This window comes from Clostridium tyrobutyricum (assembly GCF_019144085.1).
GTDB classification, from domain to species: domain Bacteria; phylum Bacillota; class Clostridia; order Clostridiales; family Clostridiaceae; genus Clostridium_B; species Clostridium_B tyrobutyricum_A.
The window spans coordinates 48,168-65,094 of record NZ_JAHHUY010000002.1 but is presented as its reverse complement, the minus strand read 5'-3'; the positions used below and the strand labels follow the sequence as shown (position 1 = coordinate 65,094).

15 protein-coding genes are annotated in these 16,927 nt (G+C 31.2%); 13 read left to right on the top strand and 2 right to left on the bottom strand.

Annotated elements, in window-relative coordinates:
* The 12 genes from bioA (at nucleotide 1) to KM800_RS01025 (ending at nucleotide 13,532) form a co-directional block, all read left to right on the top strand.
* Nucleotides 1-1,347 carry an adenosylmethionine--8-amino-7-oxononanoate transaminase gene (gene bioA, locus KM800_RS01080; RefSeq protein ID WP_217811410.1) on the top strand — a complete coding sequence of 449 codons (1,347 nt, stop codon included), beginning with the start codon at nucleotides 1-3 and terminating at the stop codon, nucleotides 1,345-1,347.
* A gap of 187 nt (nucleotides 1,348-1,534) precedes the next feature.
* Nucleotides 1,535-2,743 carry a glutamyl-tRNA reductase gene (hemA, locus tag KM800_RS01075; protein WP_217811409.1) on the top strand — a complete coding sequence of 403 codons (1,209 nt, stop codon included), beginning with the start codon at nucleotides 1,535-1,537 and terminating at the stop codon, nucleotides 2,741-2,743.
* Nucleotides 2,744-2,776: 33 nt separating this feature from the next.
* Nucleotides 2,777-4,051 carry a glutamate-1-semialdehyde 2,1-aminomutase gene (hemL, locus tag KM800_RS01070; protein ID WP_217811408.1) on the top strand — a complete coding sequence of 425 codons (1,275 nt, stop codon included), beginning with the start codon at nucleotides 2,777-2,779 and terminating at the stop codon, nucleotides 4,049-4,051.
* 40 nt (nucleotides 4,052-4,091) lie between these two features.
* Nucleotides 4,092-4,373, top strand: a complete 282-nt coding sequence (locus tag KM800_RS01065) for a hypothetical protein (protein WP_017752346.1) — start codon at nucleotides 4,092-4,094, stop codon at nucleotides 4,371-4,373.
* 299 nt (nucleotides 4,374-4,672) lie between these two features.
* A complete protein-coding gene (locus KM800_RS01060; RefSeq protein ID WP_217811407.1) occupies nucleotides 4,673-6,058 on the top strand; it encodes an APC family permease in 1,386 nt (461 codons plus the stop codon).
* Nucleotides 6,059-6,087: 29 nt separating this feature from the next.
* Entirely contained in the window at nucleotides 6,088-7,479 is a 1,392-nt protein-coding gene (locus tag KM800_RS01055; RefSeq protein ID WP_217811406.1) for an APC family permease, read from the top strand.
* A gap of 65 nt (nucleotides 7,480-7,544) precedes the next feature.
* The gene (locus KM800_RS01050) at nucleotides 7,545-8,354 is read left to right on the top strand and encodes an alpha/beta fold hydrolase (protein ID WP_254906424.1); all 810 of its coding nucleotides are present in this window, start codon (nucleotides 7,545-7,547) and stop codon (nucleotides 8,352-8,354) included.
* Between the two features lie 140 nt (nucleotides 8,355-8,494).
* The gene (locus KM800_RS01045) at nucleotides 8,495-9,406 is read left to right on the top strand and encodes a carbohydrate ABC transporter permease (protein WP_217811405.1); all 912 of its coding nucleotides are present in this window, start codon (nucleotides 8,495-8,497) and stop codon (nucleotides 9,404-9,406) included.
* A 33-nt stretch (nucleotides 9,407-9,439) separates the two neighbouring features.
* On the top strand, nucleotides 9,440-10,261 hold the full coding sequence (locus KM800_RS01040; protein WP_217811404.1) for a carbohydrate ABC transporter permease: 822 nt from the start codon (nucleotides 9,440-9,442) through the stop codon (nucleotides 10,259-10,261).
* 51 nt (nucleotides 10,262-10,312) lie between these two features.
* A complete protein-coding gene (locus KM800_RS01035; protein ID WP_217811403.1) occupies nucleotides 10,313-11,662 on the top strand; it encodes an ABC transporter substrate-binding protein in 1,350 nt (449 codons plus the stop codon).
* A gap of 29 nt (nucleotides 11,663-11,691) precedes the next feature.
* A complete protein-coding gene (locus tag KM800_RS01030; protein WP_217811402.1) occupies nucleotides 11,692-12,399 on the top strand; it encodes a glycerophosphodiester phosphodiesterase in 708 nt (235 codons plus the stop codon).
* A gap of 29 nt (nucleotides 12,400-12,428) precedes the next feature.
* Nucleotides 12,429-13,532, top strand: coding sequence for an ABC transporter ATP-binding protein (locus tag KM800_RS01025; RefSeq protein ID WP_217811401.1), 1,104 nt, complete (start codon nucleotides 12,429-12,431; stop codon nucleotides 13,530-13,532).
* A gap of 131 nt (nucleotides 13,533-13,663) precedes the next feature.
* On the opposite strand, the gene cls is transcribed toward KM800_RS01025, so the two are convergent.
* On the bottom strand, nucleotides 13,664-15,196 hold the full coding sequence (cls, locus tag KM800_RS01020; RefSeq protein ID WP_330655452.1) for a cardiolipin synthase: 1,533 nt from the start codon (nucleotides 15,194-15,196) through the stop codon (nucleotides 13,664-13,666).
* Between the two features lie 68 nt (nucleotides 15,197-15,264).
* Nucleotides 15,265-15,630 carry a hypothetical protein gene (locus tag KM800_RS01015; RefSeq protein ID WP_217811399.1) on the bottom strand — a complete coding sequence of 122 codons (366 nt, stop codon included), beginning with the start codon at nucleotides 15,628-15,630 and terminating at the stop codon, nucleotides 15,265-15,267.
* A gap of 204 nt (nucleotides 15,631-15,834) precedes the next feature.
* Here KM800_RS01015 and KM800_RS01010 point away from each other — a divergent pair, with 204 nt between their 5' ends.
* Complete coding sequence (locus KM800_RS01010; protein ID WP_217811398.1) at nucleotides 15,835-16,926, top strand: dipeptide epimerase; 1,092 nt, start codon at nucleotides 15,835-15,837, stop codon at nucleotides 16,924-16,926.
* Nucleotide 16,927: the final 1 nt, after the last annotated feature.

Sequence of the window (16,927 nt, the reverse complement as noted above, 5' to 3'; positions counted from 1 at the left end):
ATGAAAGGACTTGAAGAAAAAGATTTGAAATATATATGGCATCCATGTACACAGATGAAAGACTGTGAGGAGTTGCCTCCTATTATCATAGAAAGGGGCAAGGGATGCTATTTACAGGATATACACGGTAATTCATATTTGGATTGCATAAGTTCATGGTGGACAAACATTTTCGGACATAGCAATCCTAGAATTAACAGGGCAATTCAAAAGCAATTAGGCAAAATTGAACATTCTATTTTTGCACATTTTTCTAATAAACCTGCTGTTGAATTAGCAGAGAGGCTTATAAATATAGCCCCAGAGGGACTAGAAAAAATGTTTTTTTCAGATAATGGCTCTTCTGCGGTAGAGATAGCTCTAAAGATGAGTTTTCAGTATTACCAGCAAAAGGGGAAAACTAAAAAAATAAGATTTGCTGCATTAACTGATGCTTATCATGGAGAAACAATTGGTGCATTGTCCGTAGGTGCTTTGGATTTGTATAATAAAATTTACAAGCCACTTCTTATTGATACACTTAGAGTTCAAGGACCAGACTGCTATAGATGTAAATATGGAAAAAACAGAGACAGCTGCAGTGCTGAATGTTTTGAACATATGGAAAGGGAACTGGAAATTTATCATGATGAACTTTGTGCCATAATTGTAGAACCTATGGTTCAAGGAGCGGCAGGCATGAAGATTTACTCTCCTATTTATTTAAGAAAACTTAGGAAAGCCTGTGACTATTATGATATTATTTTAATTGCAGACGAAATAGCTGTTGGATTTGGAAGAACAGGAAAGATGTTTGCTTGTAATCATGCTGACATAAGCCCTGATATAATGTGCTTATCCAAAGGTATCAGTGGGGGTTATATGCCAATGTCTGCAGTTTTAACTACTAATAGAATATATGATGCTTTTTATGATGATTATGTTAAATTAAAGACTTTTATACACAGTCATACATATGCAGGTAATGCAATGGCATGTGCTGCAGCTTGTGAAAGTTTAAATATATTTGAAGATGAAAATATAATTGAAAAGAACAGGGACAAAGCTAAATTGATTAAGAAACTTGTAATTGATAGAGCAAAAGACAGTCCGTTTGTAGGAGACATACGTCAAATTGGCATGATAACAGCGATAGAACTTGTTAAAGATAAGAATACGAAAGAAAGTTTCAGCTGGAAGGAAAGAGTAGGATATGGAATATATAGAATAGCTTTAAATAAAGGATTACTTTTAAGGCCTATAGGGAATGTATTATATTTTATGCCTCCTTATGTTATTGAAAAAATAGATATAGAATATATGGTTGATAAATGTTTTGAAAGTATAAATGAGTATTTTGGATTATAAATATGGATATAAGGTATTATTAAATTATAGTAATGCCTTATATTATTGAACTTTTTTAGAATAATGTTATAATAAAAATTAAATGAAGTTTAAGAATTACAATATAAGATTAATTTCCTTTTAGCATTTTAGTTAGGGGGAATTTTTATTTTATATAAAATTTGAATATACATTTGGGGTTGGTAAAATGATACAACTTATCGGAATAAAGAGTGATTGTGACATTGATATAAGACAAAAGTTTTCTATAGTATCATCAAGCTTAGAAGAAAAGCTAAAGAAACTCAACAAGTTTGTTGATAGTAGTTTAATTTTAAGCACCTGCAATAGAACTGAAGTATATGTAGATTCTGATATTCAGGGAAAGAAGTTAATAAATATGATATTTGCGGAATTAGGCTGGAATTTAGAACTTACGAATTATATATTTTATGTTAAAGACATAACGGCTGTTAAACATTTATTGGAAGTAAGTTGTGGATTCCATTCTAAAATTTTAGGAGAAGATCAGATATTGGGTCAGATCAAGGATTCATATTTAAGTGGACTTAAAGCCAGGACTATAAAGGGAGGACTTCAAAGATTATTTCAATATGCTATAACCTGTGGGAAGGAATTTAAAAATGCCTGTGAAATGTATAAGATTCCAGTGTCATCACCTTCAATAGTTGTAAAGAGAGCTTTGGATAGTGGTTTTAGGAGATATATGATAATAGGCTTTGGCAAAATTGGGAAACTTGTTCTTAAATATTTAGTAAATTCAAATGCTGCTGTTATATATGTTGTAGTCCGTGATTTAAGCAAGATAAGTGATTTGGAAAGATTACAAAGTGAAGTTAAATTCATAACTTTTAATGAAAGAAAGAACTATTATGGAGATATAGATTGTATTGTTACTTGTACATCAGCACCTCATTCTATCATATCAAGACAAGAGCTTCCTGAAAAGCAGTTGTCTATATTTGACCTTGCAGTTCCTAGAGATGTAGATAATGATGTATTTTTACTTTCAAATATTAAAGTATATGATATTGATGATATAAGTAGAATTGACAAAAATAATAAAGTTATGAGAAAACAGAAAATGGCACAATATAGATATATAATTGATAAATATATTAAGAAATTTATAAAATGGCAGACTCTAAATGAGCTTTCTCCGGAGATACAGAGAATAAAAAATTATGGAGAGGAAATTTGTGAAAAGAGAATAAAAACCTTTAAGAACAAAAGATATACAAAGGACAATGAAATTTTGGCCAGAATCATGATACAAAGTACAGCCAAGGTATATATTAATAGAGCTATAAAATTATTGAAAAAAGAGAAATTAAATGGAACAGAGGACAATTGTCTCAGGTTTATAGATGAGATATTTTGCAGTAATGAAAAATAAAATTTATATAGATAATAAGGGGATGTAGATAAAATGAAAAATTACGATATATTTGAAGAATCCAAAAAATACATGCCTGGTGGAGTAAATAGTCCTGTCAGAGCATTTAAGGATGTAGATCTAAACCCACCAGTAATAAAAAAAGGTGAAGGTGCCTATGTTTATGATGAGGATAATAATAAATACATAGATTTTGTATGCTCTTGGGGGCCTATGATTTTAGGACATTGCGATGGCGATGTAGTTAATGCAATAAAGAATATGAGTGAAAAAGCCATTTCTTTTGGAGCTACTACTAAAATTGAACTGGAACTTGCTAAATACATATGCACAACTGTGGATAATATTGATATGATTAGAATGGTAAATTCAGGCACAGAGGCTACAATGAGTGCTGTAAAGCTTGCAAGAGGATACACTGGTAAAAGTAAGATAATAAAATTTGCAGGTGGATATCATGGACATTTTGATGGATTCCTTGTAGAAGCTGGTTCAGGTGTTATGACAGAAGGAATTCCAGGAAGTGCGGGAGTTCCAGAAGAAAGTGTAAAAAACACTATAATAGCACAATATAATGATATAGAAAGTGTGCAGAGTATTTTTGAAAAATACAAGAGTGATATAGCGGCAATTATAGTAGAACCTGTAGCAGGAAATATGGGGGTAATTCCAGGAGATAGAGAATTCCTAGGTGGATTGCGTAGTATCTGTGATAAATATAAAAGTCTGCTTATATTTGATGAAGTAATGAGTGGATTTAGAGTAGCATATAAAGGTGCTCAAAGTCTATATGGCATAAAACCTGATATAACTACCTTTGCTAAAATAATGGGTGGAGGTCTGCCTTGTGGGGCTTATGGTGGAAGGCGTGATATTATGGAGAAGCTTTCTCCAATGGGACCTGTATATCAAGCTGGTACAATGTCTGGAAATCCTGTTGTAATGGCAGCTGGATTTGCAACATTAAAAAAATTACATGAAAATCCTGAGTACTATATACATCTTGATAAACTTGGGAATAAACTTCAAAGTGGTGTAGAGGAAATAGCAAAAAATAAAAATATTCCAGTTGTGTTCAATAGATGCGGAGCAATGTTGACTATATTTTTCACCAAAAATTCTAAAATAAAAAATTATGAAGATGCCAAGAAATGCAACATTGATATCTTTAACAGATATTTCAAACATATGATTAAAAATGGAATATATATTGCACCTTCTCAGTTTGAGGCTGTTTTTTTAAATGTCAAACATACAGAGGAAGATATCGACAAATTCCTTGAAGCCTTTGATAGTTTTGAAATATAAAAATATTAATATTATATTCTTATAGAAATGGAGGTATAATATGGGTTATAAAAAGGTAAAGGTAAAATTAAAAAAAGATGTTACTAATGAAGATTTTTGGAAAGCTACGTATAATACCGGCTCCAATTTAGGAATAAGACTCGTTCAAAATTTCGGCAAAATGAAAGAGGAATACTTAAATGGCAAGGTGTCTGATCATGGATCACTGGAAGTTGCAATACCTGTATCATATTATAATAGGGAAAAAGAAACCATAGATACAGATATTATAGAATATAACTATATTAAATCTATGAAGGATATATGGGAAATTGTTGATTAATATGCATCATGATTTTCATAGAATTCATAATGTTAATAATTTAAAGCTATCTTTTATATTGAGATAGCTTTAATATTTTGCAAATTATATTGAATTCCATATTATTTATGAATATTATTAATTATTTATTAATAAAAAAGACAGAAATAAGTTTTTTTAATAATTTATAAAATATAAATATTAAAATAAAACATTTAAAAAACATATATAAAGTTTTGTTTTTTTAAAAATTATTATATAATAAACAAGTATGTAAAATAATAAATTGCTTGTTGTCGAATTATGGAAGGAAAGATTTAATGGACATTTTTAAAAAAAAGTCACTGGAACAACTAAGAGACAGTATGCAAAGAACAGATTTGCAGAAAAATCTTAAGGCTAAGGATATAGCATTACTTGGAGTAGGAGCTGTATTAGGTGTAGGTATATTTGTTGCTACAGGAGAAGGAGCACATATGGCAGGTCCTGGAATTATATTGTCATTTGTTTTAGCTGGAATGGTGGCATGTTTATGTGGATTATGCTATTGCGAACTTGCTACAATGTTTCCTGTAGCAGGAAGTACATATTCATATGCCTATATTGCATTTGGAGAATTTATAGCTATGATTGTAGGATGGTGTTTAACGGCGGAATATATAGTAGCGGGAAGCGCTGTAGCTTCTGGATGGTCAGCAACTTTTAAAGGAATTTTACAATCTATAGGTATAGTACTTCCACAAGCCATTTCATCATCACCTGCTAAAGGAGGAATAATAGATCTTCCCGCAGTTGCTATAATAGCAATGCTAACGGTATTACTTTATAATGGCATACAGGAAAGCTCAAAAGTAAATAATATAATTGTAGGAATAAAGATATCCATAATTATTATTTTTATATTTTTAGGGATATCACATATAAACGTATTCAATTATAAACCTTTTATGCCTCATGGATGGAAGGGTGTTTTTACAGGAGCAAGTACAGTGTTTTTTTCCTTTCTTGGATTTGATGCTATTTCAACATCAGCAGAGGAGGCACAAAATCCGGAAAAGGATGTATCTAGAGGTATTATAATGTGTCTTGTAATAGTTTGTATATTATACGTTTCAGTTGCCGTTGTGCTTACAGGAATTGTTCCATATAATGAGATAGTTTCAGATAATGCAGTCCCGGAATCACTGGCAAGATTGGGAATTAACTGGGGTTCTGCACTGGTGGGAGTAGGAGCAATCTTTGGTATGATTTCTACTATAATAGCAGTTCTATATGGTCAGGTTAGAGTATTTATGGCAATGTCTAGAGATGGATTGATTCCAAAATCATTTTCAAAAATTCATAGAACTCATAAAACTCCATGGATAGCTACTATAATAGCAGGAATTGTATCATCTTTAATAGCAGGTTTTTTACCATTGAATATAATAGTAGAATTTGTAAGTACAGGTACATTGCTTGCATTTATAGTTGTGTCTGCAGCAGTTATTTATCTTAGAAAGGTTATGCCTGATATTGAAAGAAAGTTTAAATGCCCAGGAGTTCCATATACACCTATAATAACCATAATAAGTTGTATAGCACTTTTAATATCGATGAGGTTAATAACATGGATAGGATTTATTATCTGGTTAGTTATAGGATTGATAATTTATTTTATATATGGAAGAAAACATAGTATTGTACAAAATAAAAGTAAGAATTAATTGATTGAAAAATCAGAAGGCGGCATTTTATGAATCTTTTTAAGAAAAAGTCATTGGAACAGTTGAGAAATAATGTAAGGGAAACTAATTTGGAAAAAAATCTTAGAGCTAAAGATATAGCATTACTTGGTATAGGAGCTGTAGTAGGTGTAGGTATATTTGTTGCTACTGGAGAAGGTGCACATTCTGCCGGACCAGGTATTATTATTTCATTTGTACTGGCTGGAATAGTAGCATGTTTATGTGGATTATGCTATTGTGAACTTGCTACAATGTTTCCTGTAGCAGGAAGTACATATTCATATGCCTATATTGCATTTGGAGAATTTGTAGCTATGATTATTGGATGGTGTTTAACTGCAGAGTATTTAGTTGCAGTTAGTGCTGTTGCATCAGGCTGGTCTGGAACATTTAAAGGAGTTCTGGAGTCCGCAGGTATAACGTTGCCCAAAGTTATAGCCTTTTCTCCCAGCAATGGTGGTGTGGTGGATCTCCCGGCAGTAATTATAATATTGCTATTAACATGCCTTCTTTGCTATGGAATGCATGAAAGCTCGAAAGTGAATAACATAATTGTTGGAGTAAAAATATTTATAATTTTACTTTTTATCTTTTTAGGAATATCACATATAAATGTATCAAATTACAAACCTTTTATGCCATATGGATGGAAAGGTGTTTTTACAGGAGCAAGTACGGTATTTTTCTCCTTTATAGGTTTTGATGCCATTTCAACATCAGCAGAAGAGGCAGTGGATCCTAAAAAAGATGTATCCAGGGGAATTATAATGTGTCTTATAGTAGTATGTATACTATATGTATTGGTAGCAATAGTGCTTACAGGAATTGTTCCATATAAAGAAATAGTTTCTGATAATGCAGTACCGGCAGCATTAGCTAGAGTGGGAATTAACTGGGGATCAGCTTTGGTTGGGGTTGGAGCCATTCTTGGTATGGTATCTGTAATGCTTGCAATGCTGTATGGACAGGTAAGAATATTTATGGTTATGTCTAGAGATGGATTAATACCTAAAATTTTTTCTAAAATTAACAAAACCCACAATACTCCTATTAAAGCCACTATAATAACAGGTGTTATTGCATCTATTATAGCAGGCCTCTTACCATTAAATGTAATAGTGGAATTTTTGAGTATAGGAACTTTGATGAGTTTTATGGTTGTGTCCATAGGAGTTGTTTATCTTAGAAAAGCCATGCCTGATATTGAGAGAAAATTTAAATGCCCAGGAGTTCCATATACACCTATAATAACGGTAGTTTGCTGCCTGATACTTTTGGTATCAATGCGATTAATAACATGGATTGGGTTTATTGTATGGTTGGCTATAGGAATTGTAGTATACTTTGCATATGGAAGAACTCATAGCACAGTTGAAAATCAGGATAAAAATATTGGTTAAAATTTAACATAGTTGCTTAGGTATAATGCATATAATAAAAAGAGTATTTGAAATGAGGTAAAATAATGTATTATATTGAAGTAGAAAAAAACATAAAAATTTTAGTAGAAGATTTAAATCCAAATGGAAAAGAGACTATTTTTTTTATACATGGATGGCCTTTAAACCATAATATATTTGAATATCAGTTTAATGTGCTTCCTAAACATGGTTATAGGTGTATAAGCATTGATTTAAGGGGATTTGGAGACTCTGATAAACCATGGAGTGGATATTCATATGATAGATTATCAGATGATGTCCGTATAATTATTGAAACACTTGGTTTAAAAAATATAACACTTGTAGGATTCTCTATGGGAGCTGCTATAGCAATTCGATATATGTCAAGATATTATAGTTACAATGTATCAAAACTTATTTTATTATCTGCAGCAGCACCATCATTTGTAATGAGGCCAGGATATCCATATGGAATGACATCTGATGAGGTTGACGATTTAATTAAACAAACTTATGAAAACCGTCCTGAAATGCTTTCAAACCTTGGCAGCATATTTTTTGCAAGCAGTGTTACACCTAGCTTTGTAAACTGGTTTCAAAATATAGGCCTTACAGCTGCAGGTTATGCAACTATAAAAGCTGCCGAGTCACTTAAAAATGAAGATCTTAGATCTGATCTTGGTAAAATTAATGTACCAACAGGCATATTTCACGGAAGATTGGATAAAATATGTCCCTTTGAATTTGCAGAACAATTAAAAATAGGAATAAAGAATTCTAAGCTATACCCATTTGAGTTTAGTGGCCATGGAATTTTCCATGATGAGTTGAAAAAATTTAATTCTACACTTCTTGAATTTCTGAGAAAATAGGGTTTACCCACTTTTTAAAGTGGGTATTTTTATATACAAATATAATTATTGTGTTAAGTTTATTTAACCTCTCCATAAATTCTTATTAATCTTCAAAGTTTATGATATATACGTGAGTAAAAATTAGTGGAGGTATTCATATGGAAAAAACAGCAGAACAGGTGAGCATGATACAGAAGACTGTTGACAAAAAGAAAGTTATAAAAACTTTGGAACCATATTTCTACATCGTTCCATGCATGATTATATTTGTAGGGTTTACGTATTTTCCATTTTTAAAGACAATTTATTTGAGTTTGTTTAATACAAATGCTGGTGGAGAAATGAGTTCCTTCGCTGGGTTGTCAAACTATATTAATTTATTCAAGTCACCGTCATTTATTAATAGCATACTTGTTACTTTTAAATATGTAATTGTAACTACAATACCATCCATATTAATAGGGTTGGTATTGGCACTTGTTTGTAACAACAAGTTGAAATTCAAGGGACTATTCAGTACTATGTATGCCATGCCCATGGCAGTTTCTTCTGCTTCAGCAGCAATAATATGGATGTTATTATTCAATCCAAGTATAGGATTGATAAACTTCCTGATGAAGAGAAGTATAGGATGGCTTACAAGTCCGTTCTGGGGATTTATAGCAGTTTCCATAGTAGGTATATGGCTTAACAGTTGTATAAATTTTATTTTTATAACATCTGGTCTTAAAAATATTCCTAAAGAACTAGTAGAAAGTGCATCTATAGATGGAGCTAATTATTTTCAGCGATTGAAAAGTGTTATCCTGCCATGCCTTTCACCTACACTTTTCTTTGTGCTCATAATAAACATCATAAATGGATTTCAAACTTTTGGACAGATAAGCATAATGACACTTGGAGGGCCTGGTGAAGCTACCAATGTACTTGTTTATTCTATATATAGAGATGCATTTTTTAACAGTAGATTTGGTGCTGCAAGTGCAGAATCAATAATTTTGTTTTTGCTTATGCTTGTAATAACCCTGATTCAATTTAGATATGAAAAGAAGAAAGTATTTTATAAATAAAAAATAAAAAATATACATTGGAAGGTAAATTATATGAAAAGAAATATAAATAAAACAGTTCTTTATATAGTAAATATAATATTTGGGTTAATAGCAATAGCACCTATTTTATATGCTCTTGCCATAAGTTTTATGCCGCCTGACCAGATATTTTCATATCCCCCAAAATTGATACCTAAAAGATTGTATTTTCGGAATTACAGGGATGCATTAAATGCGGCACCAATAATAAAATTCATATTGAATAGTTTTATTGTGTCTTTAGGAGTAACTGTAGGTCAAGTTATAACTTCATGCCTTGCAGCTTTTGCATTTTCGTTCTTTAATTTTAAAGGAAGGAAGATATTATTTATAGTTGTTCTTGCAACTATGATGATACCTTCAGAATCAATTATGATATCCAATTATTTAACTGTTGGTTCCATTGGATGGCTGGATAGCTATAAGGCTCTTATCACTCCATATTTAAGTGCTGCCATGGGAATATTTATGATGAGACAGTATTATCTTACTCTTCCCCAAGAACTTTATGAAGCTGCAAAAATAGATGGATGCAGTAGTTTCAAGTTTTTCACTAAAATAGTATTTCCAATGTCTAGACCTATTGTAGGTTCTCTTGGAATATATACTTTTCTAGTTACATGGAATCAATATCTGTGGCCTTTGCTTGTAACAAGTAAGGATAGTTCAAGAACCGTCCAAATAGGTATAAGCATGTTACAATTTTCTGAAAATCAATCTTTCGGACTTATAATGGCAGGTATTGTAATGGTATTGTTACCTTCAATTGCAATTTTTATATTTGGTCAGAAACAGCTGATAGAAGGAATTACATCCGGTGCAGTAAAAGGCTGAATATGAATTTATATTTATATAATAGCAATCAATTTCGAAAGGAGAAAAACAATGAGAAAGAAATTAGCAAGTTTGTTAATAGCATTATTGATGGTAGGAGGTGTTTTAACAGGTTGTGGTAATAGTGGAAGTAAGACTTCAAGCAGCAACAAACCTGTTGAAATAACATTCTGGCATTCTATGTCTGGTAAAAATGGACAAGCACTTGAGAAAATGATCAATGATTTCAACAGTTCCCATAAGAACATCAAGGTAAATGCACAATATCAGGGAAAATATGATGAGGCTATAAATAAACTGAAAAGTGCTGAAAGAGCAAAAAATGGACCTGATGTAATGCAGACTTACGATATAGGTACAAGATTCATGATAGACAGTGGATGGGTTAAACCAATGCAGGACTTCATAGATGATGAAAAATATGATACATCAAGTTTGGAACCTAATATATTGGGATATTATACAGTCAACAATAAATTGTATTCAATGCCTTTTAATTCATCTACTCCTATATTATATTATAACAAGGATGCATTTAAAGCAGCAGGATTGGATCCTGATAATCCTCCTAAGACATTTTCAGAGCTGGAAAGTGTAGCAGCAAAATTGACTAAAAAAGATGGTTCTGGAAAAGTTACTCAATATGGATATTCAATGGCTATATATGGATGGTTCTTTGAACAATTTATAATTAAGCAGGGACAGAATTATGCCAATAATGGTAATGGAAGGAAAGCAACTCCTACAGCAGTAGAATTTGATAAAAATGGATCGGGATTAAAAGTATTAAAGGAATGGCAGAAATTAGTTAAGTCTGGTAATGCAGCTAATTTTGGAAGAAATGAAGATGATACGGAAAATGCATTTATAGCAGGTAAGACAGCTATGTATATTGAATCTACAGCAGATCTTTCATCTGTATTAAGTGGAGTTGGTGGAAGATTCCAGATTGGAACCGGATCTTTGCCATCATTTGATGGAATAAAAGATGGAGGAGTTTCAATAGGTGGAGCTTCACTTTGGGCACTTAACAGCAAGGATACTGAAAAGGAAAAGGCAACATGGGAGTTTATAAAATATATGGTATCATCTGATGAACAGGCTTATTGGGCCACAAAGACAGGATATTTTCCTGTAACTAAAAAGGCTTATAACTCACAACTTATGAAAGACAACTTAAAGAGCAAACCACAATTCCAGACTGCTATAAATCAGCTTCATGCATCACCTTCAACAGCTAAAGGGGCACTTATGTCAGTATTCCCTGAAGCAAGACAGACCGTTGAGGCTAATATAGAACAGATGCTTCAGAATAAACAAACACCAGAACAAACTTTGAAGAAATCTGCAGACAGTATAAATTCAGCTATGAAAGAATATAATCAGAACAATCAAAAATAATGTATAAATTAAGAGGGAGATATTATTATATGAATAGGACTTTAAATATTGCCCATAGAGGATTCAGCGGTAAGTATCCTGAAAATACCATGATGGCTTTCAGAAAAGCAGTAGAGGTAGGTGCAGATGGTATAGAAACAGATCTTCATATGACTTCCGATGGTATTATAGTTATATGTCATGATGAAACTATAGATAGGACTACCAATGGATCTGGGTTTATAAAAGACTATACTTATGATGAAATAAGAAAATTTGATGCAGGAAAAGGAGAGAAAGTTCCCAGTCTAGATGAGTTGCTGAATTTTATGAAGAACAAAAACTTGCTTTTAAATCTGGAACTAAAGAATGACGTTGTAAATTACAATAATTTGGAGAAAGATACAATAAATAAAATATATGAGTATGGTTTAGAAAAGAATGTAATAATATCTTCTTTTAATCATCAGTCCATGAAGAGGGTAAAACAGTATGATAGTAGCATAAGAACAGGACTGTTGTATGGCTCAACTATTTGTAAACCGGAAGAATATGCAAAACAGATGGGTGCAGATGCACTCCATCCACTATTTTCTCTGGTTATGGATCAAGATGTGGTTCACGACATTAAAAAAAGCGGGATACTTATAAATGCCTATACTGTAAATAGGGAAGATGAGATGAAGAAGCTTATTGGACTGGGCATAGATGGTATTATAACAAATTACCCCAATATACTTAAAAAGTTATTTGGCTAATAGTCTTTTATAGAAGGGAGTATGATAAGATGTCGGGTTTATCATTAAGACATATGCGTAAAACATATCAAGGAAATGTTGAAACAATTAAGGATTTCAATCTGGAAATAAAGGATAAGGAATTTATAGTATTTGTAGGTCCTTCAGGCTGTGGGAAGTCCACTGTGCTTAGGATGATTGCAGGACTTGAAGAAATAACAGGGGGAGAACTGTATATAGGTGATGGGCTTGTGAATGAAGTAACACCAAAGGACAGGGATATTGCCATGGTTTTCCAAAATTATGCATTATACCCGCATATGACTGTATATGATAATATGGCTTTCGGTCTTAAGATGAGAAAGGTACCAAAATCTCAGATAGATGAAAAAGTTAAAAATGCAGCGGAAATATTGGATATATCCAATTTATTAGATAGAAAGCCAAAAGAATTGTCTGGTGGACAGAGGCAGAGAGTTGCTATGGGGAGGGCCATAGTAAGAAAACCAAAAGTCTTTTTGATGGATGAACCTCTATCAAATCTAGATGCCAAATTGAGAGTTCAGATGAGAACTGAAATATCAAAATTGTATAAGAAGTTGGAAACTACATTTATATATGTTACTCATGACCAAACAGAAGCAATGACTCTTGGTACAAGAATTGTTGTTATAAAAGATGGAATTATACAGCAGGTGGATACTCCAAGAGAAATATATAATCATCCGGTAAATATGTTTGTAGCAGGATTTATTGGAAGCCCACAGATGAATTTTATAGATGCTAGGTTGGAATATGCAAATGGAAAACCTGCAGCTCTATTTGGAGGGCAAAAAATAATTTTGCAGGACAATATGTTCGAACTTTTGAAACGCAAAGGATATATTAATAAGGATGTGGTACTGGGAGTAAGACCTGAACACATAGATTTTCCTAAAGAAGATAAAGATGATGAATGTACAATAGAATTTAATGTTGATCTAACAGAAATTATGGGAGCAGAAACTTATATATATTTATCTAAAAATCAAATTAGGATAACAGCTAGAACAGAAGGTATAGTAAATGCTGAATCAGGGGATAAAATTGAGTTAACTGTAGATTCAAGTAAAATTCACATATTTGATAAAAATACACAAAAGATAATAGTATAGAATATGAATATTTATTTTATGATTAATCGTTCTGCATTTTTTAAGGCATAACAATTTAGGATAATATATTTGCACCAAAATAGTAGGACTTGCGATTAGAAACAAATCTAATTAGCAAGTCCTATTATATATTATGTTAATGGAGCAAATAGTTTTAAAATTGATTCCATAATTTTTCTTAAAAAATTTCTTCTTTCCCATATGTGCTTTTCTATCTTTTGTGATACTGATATGGTTTCAATAAAGTCTTTATAAATATCTTTTATTACAGACACGTTGTACATATAAGCAGCACATTCAAAATGCAGGAATAGACTTCTATAATCCATATTTATTGTTCCTACTACAGCACATTCATCATCAGACAACATAACTTTACCGTGAATAAATCCAGGCGTATACTCATATATTTTTACTCCTGCGTCCAATAATTTATCATAATGAGATCTTGTAAGAATTTGCACAATTTTTTTATCGGGAATAGAGGGTGTTATTATTCTTACATCCACACCTCTTTTTGATGCCAATGATAAACATAACATCATTTCATAACTTATAACAAGATAAGGAGTAGTAATGTACACATAGTTTTTGGTACTGTTTATTATACTTAAGTATATATCTTCAGCAGTACTGTCAAGCTTTTCAGGTTCACTTGCATATGGTATTGTGATTCCTGGAAAATTTTTAATACTGTGTGCAAACTTATATTTTTCGAAGTTTTCGTTTTTCTTTGATATAGATTGCCACATTTTTAGAAATATTACAGTGAAACTGTAGACTGCATCACCCTCTAATGATATGGCCATGTCTTTCCAATAACCATATTTTTTATATTTGTTTATATATTCATCTCCAATATTGATTCCACCAGTAAAGGCTATTCTTCCATCAATTATTGCAATCTTTCTATGATCCCTATAATTTAACATAATACTGAGGAAAAGTTTTACTGGATTAAACATTTTAAATTTTATATTATTTTCCCTGAGAATTTTTTTAAAGTCACCTGGTAATACAAAAAATGAGCCTATATAATCAACTAATATTCTTATTTCTACTCCCTCATGAGATTTTTGTTTTAGAATTTCAAGAATTCCATCTAACATACTGCTTTTTGAAATTATAAAGAATTCAAGAAAAATAAATTTTTTGGCTTTTTTTAGTTCTTCAATAAGATTTTCATACATAAGTTCGCCGCATGGAAAATAATTAATATCTGTATTTTCATAACAAGCATATCCACTAATATTTTTAATAAGTTTAACTTCATTATATCTTGTTATATTTTCGTGTCTTAAAGACTTTAGCATATTTGAATCTTCTTTAGCTAGCAATCCTTCATTAAGATTTATTTTATTTACTCTATTAAAATTACGTATTATACCTATTCGTGATAATATATAAAACATTACTCCAATTACTGGAATCAAAAGTATTAATACTACCCAGCTGATTTTGTAAGATGTATTTTCATCCTTATAATTTAGATGAACTACTGCAATAGCACTTATTATTTCAAAGAAAATGAAGTAATATATAAAAAATATGTCGAATATGTTATAAATCAATGTCATTGCTATGAATTGAAAGACAATCCAAAATGCAAAGATTAGTAATTTAAAAAGTGAAGTGAATATTTTCCGTTCTCCCAATAGTAGCACCACCTCTATAGTTTACTTTATTTTATCATAAATCATATTAAATGAATAATTAGGGAGATAAAGAAAAGCTATGATTTAGCCTTAAAAATCGTACCACATTTTTTGCAAGTTATAGTTATTTTACCCTTATGTTTTGGAACTCTCATCTTTTGAGCACAATTTGGACATTTAAAAATTTTGTATTGTCTGTTTTGATTTATTGAATTCATAAAATCAGTAAATCTTCTAGTTAAAGGTGAAATAAAATTCTCATAGGATTGTAATTCACGCTGTCTTTTATAAGTGTTTTTTGAAAGGCATCTCCATGTACTGTATACAATACACACTAATCCAAATGTAGAACTACGTCTAAATATTAGAAGTATCAATCCTATAATATAGAGATGTTTTGACAACCTATCAATACCATAACTGTATCTAAAAAAACTCTTCAAATCCATCACTCCTTTTAAATCAACTTTCAGTTTACATAATACTATACTTTTCAATAAGTATACAATATAATTTTTGTATTTTATATAGTGTATATCTCAAAAACAATATTATTCATAAGTTATCATATAAAATTATTAGAAAGACAAGCATATAATACAATATGTATTTTGATTAATAATTTGAATAGCTGGGAGATATATTTTATGAAAATAGTAGATTTTAAAATAGGAATTATATCCATTCCTCTTAAAAAAACTTTTAAAACATCACTTAGAACAGTAGAAAATTTAAAAAATATAGTTGTAAAAATTATTACTGATACAGGAAACACAGGATATGGAGAGGCAGCACCAACTGCTGTAATTACAGGTGATAACCTAGGCTCAATCAAATATGCTATTGAAAAGTATATAATGCCCTGTATTATTGGAATGGATATTGAAAATATTGAGGGGATAATGTTAAACTTAGATAAATGTATTGTTAAAAATTCTAGTGCAAAAGCAGCTGTAGATATTGCAGTTTATGATTTACTTGGTCAGTTGTATAATACTCCTTTGTACAAGCTTTTAGGAGGATATAGAGACAAAATAACAACTGATGTTACAGTAAATATTGATACTCCTGAGAAAATGGCCTCGGATAGTATTGATGCAGCAAAACTAGGATATGAAATTCTTAAAATCAAAGTTGGAAATGACATAAAAACAGATATTGAGAGAATAAAAGCTGTGAGAAGAGCTGTAGGTAATGATATTATTTTAAGGATAGATGCAAATCAAGGTTGGAATCCAAAGGAAGCAGTAAATATTATTAGAAAAATTGAAGAAATGGATATTGATATAGAGTTTGTAGAACAGCCAGTTTCATGTTGTGATATGAAAGGATTGAAATATGTTACTGATAATGTTTTGATACCTATACTGGCAGATGAGAGTATGTTTTCATCTAAAGATGCAGCTAAAATAATAGAAAATAGAGCTGCAGATTTATTGAATATTAAACTTATGAAAACGGGAGGTATTCATAATGCTTTAAAGATATGCTCAATTGCTGAAACTTTTGGTGTTCAATGTATGATTGGATGCATGATTGAAAGCAAGCTGAGTGTTACAGCTGCTGTACATTTGGCTGGAGCAAAGAGCATCATTACTAAAGTTGATTTAGACGGGCCTGTTTTGTGCATGGAAGATCCAGTAAAAGGAGGTGCGGTTTTTGATAAATCAATAATTTCTATTCCTGGTACTTCTGGACTTGGATTTGAAAGTATTGGTAATGTCATATGGAATAAATAAC

Excerpts from the sequence above, each read along its gene's own strand:
- KM800_RS01025 (WP_217811401.1), top strand. The coding sequence starts at position 12,429 with ATGTCGGGTTTATCATTAAGACATATGCGTAAAACATATCAAGGAAAT.
- bioA (WP_217811410.1), top strand. The coding sequence starts at position 1 with ATGAAAGGACTTGAAGAAAAAGATTTGAAATATATATGGCATCCATGT.
- KM800_RS01035 (WP_217811403.1), top strand. The coding sequence starts at position 10,313 with ATGAGAAAGAAATTAGCAAGTTTGTTAATAGCATTATTGATGGTAGGA.
- KM800_RS01030 (WP_217811402.1), top strand. The coding sequence starts at position 11,692 with ATGAATAGGACTTTAAATATTGCCCATAGAGGATTCAGCGGTAAGTAT.
- KM800_RS01055 (WP_217811406.1), top strand. The coding sequence starts at position 6,088 with ATGAATCTTTTTAAGAAAAAGTCATTGGAACAGTTGAGAAATAATGTA.
- KM800_RS01040 (WP_217811404.1), top strand. The coding sequence starts at position 9,440 with ATGAAAAGAAATATAAATAAAACAGTTCTTTATATAGTAAATATAATA.
- KM800_RS01010 (WP_217811398.1), top strand. The coding sequence starts at position 15,835 with ATGAAAATAGTAGATTTTAAAATAGGAATTATATCCATTCCTCTTAAA.
- KM800_RS01045 (WP_217811405.1), top strand. The coding sequence starts at position 8,495 with ATGGAAAAAACAGCAGAACAGGTGAGCATGATACAGAAGACTGTTGAC.
- hemA (WP_217811409.1), top strand. The coding sequence starts at position 1,535 with ATGATACAACTTATCGGAATAAAGAGTGATTGTGACATTGATATAAGA.
- KM800_RS01060 (WP_217811407.1), top strand. The coding sequence starts at position 4,673 with ATGGACATTTTTAAAAAAAAGTCACTGGAACAACTAAGAGACAGTATG.
- hemL (WP_217811408.1), top strand. The coding sequence starts at position 2,777 with ATGAAAAATTACGATATATTTGAAGAATCCAAAAAATACATGCCTGGT.
- KM800_RS01050 (WP_254906424.1), top strand. The coding sequence starts at position 7,545 with ATGTATTATATTGAAGTAGAAAAAAACATAAAAATTTTAGTAGAAGAT.
- KM800_RS01065 (WP_017752346.1), top strand. The coding sequence starts at position 4,092 with ATGGGTTATAAAAAGGTAAAGGTAAAATTAAAAAAAGATGTTACTAAT.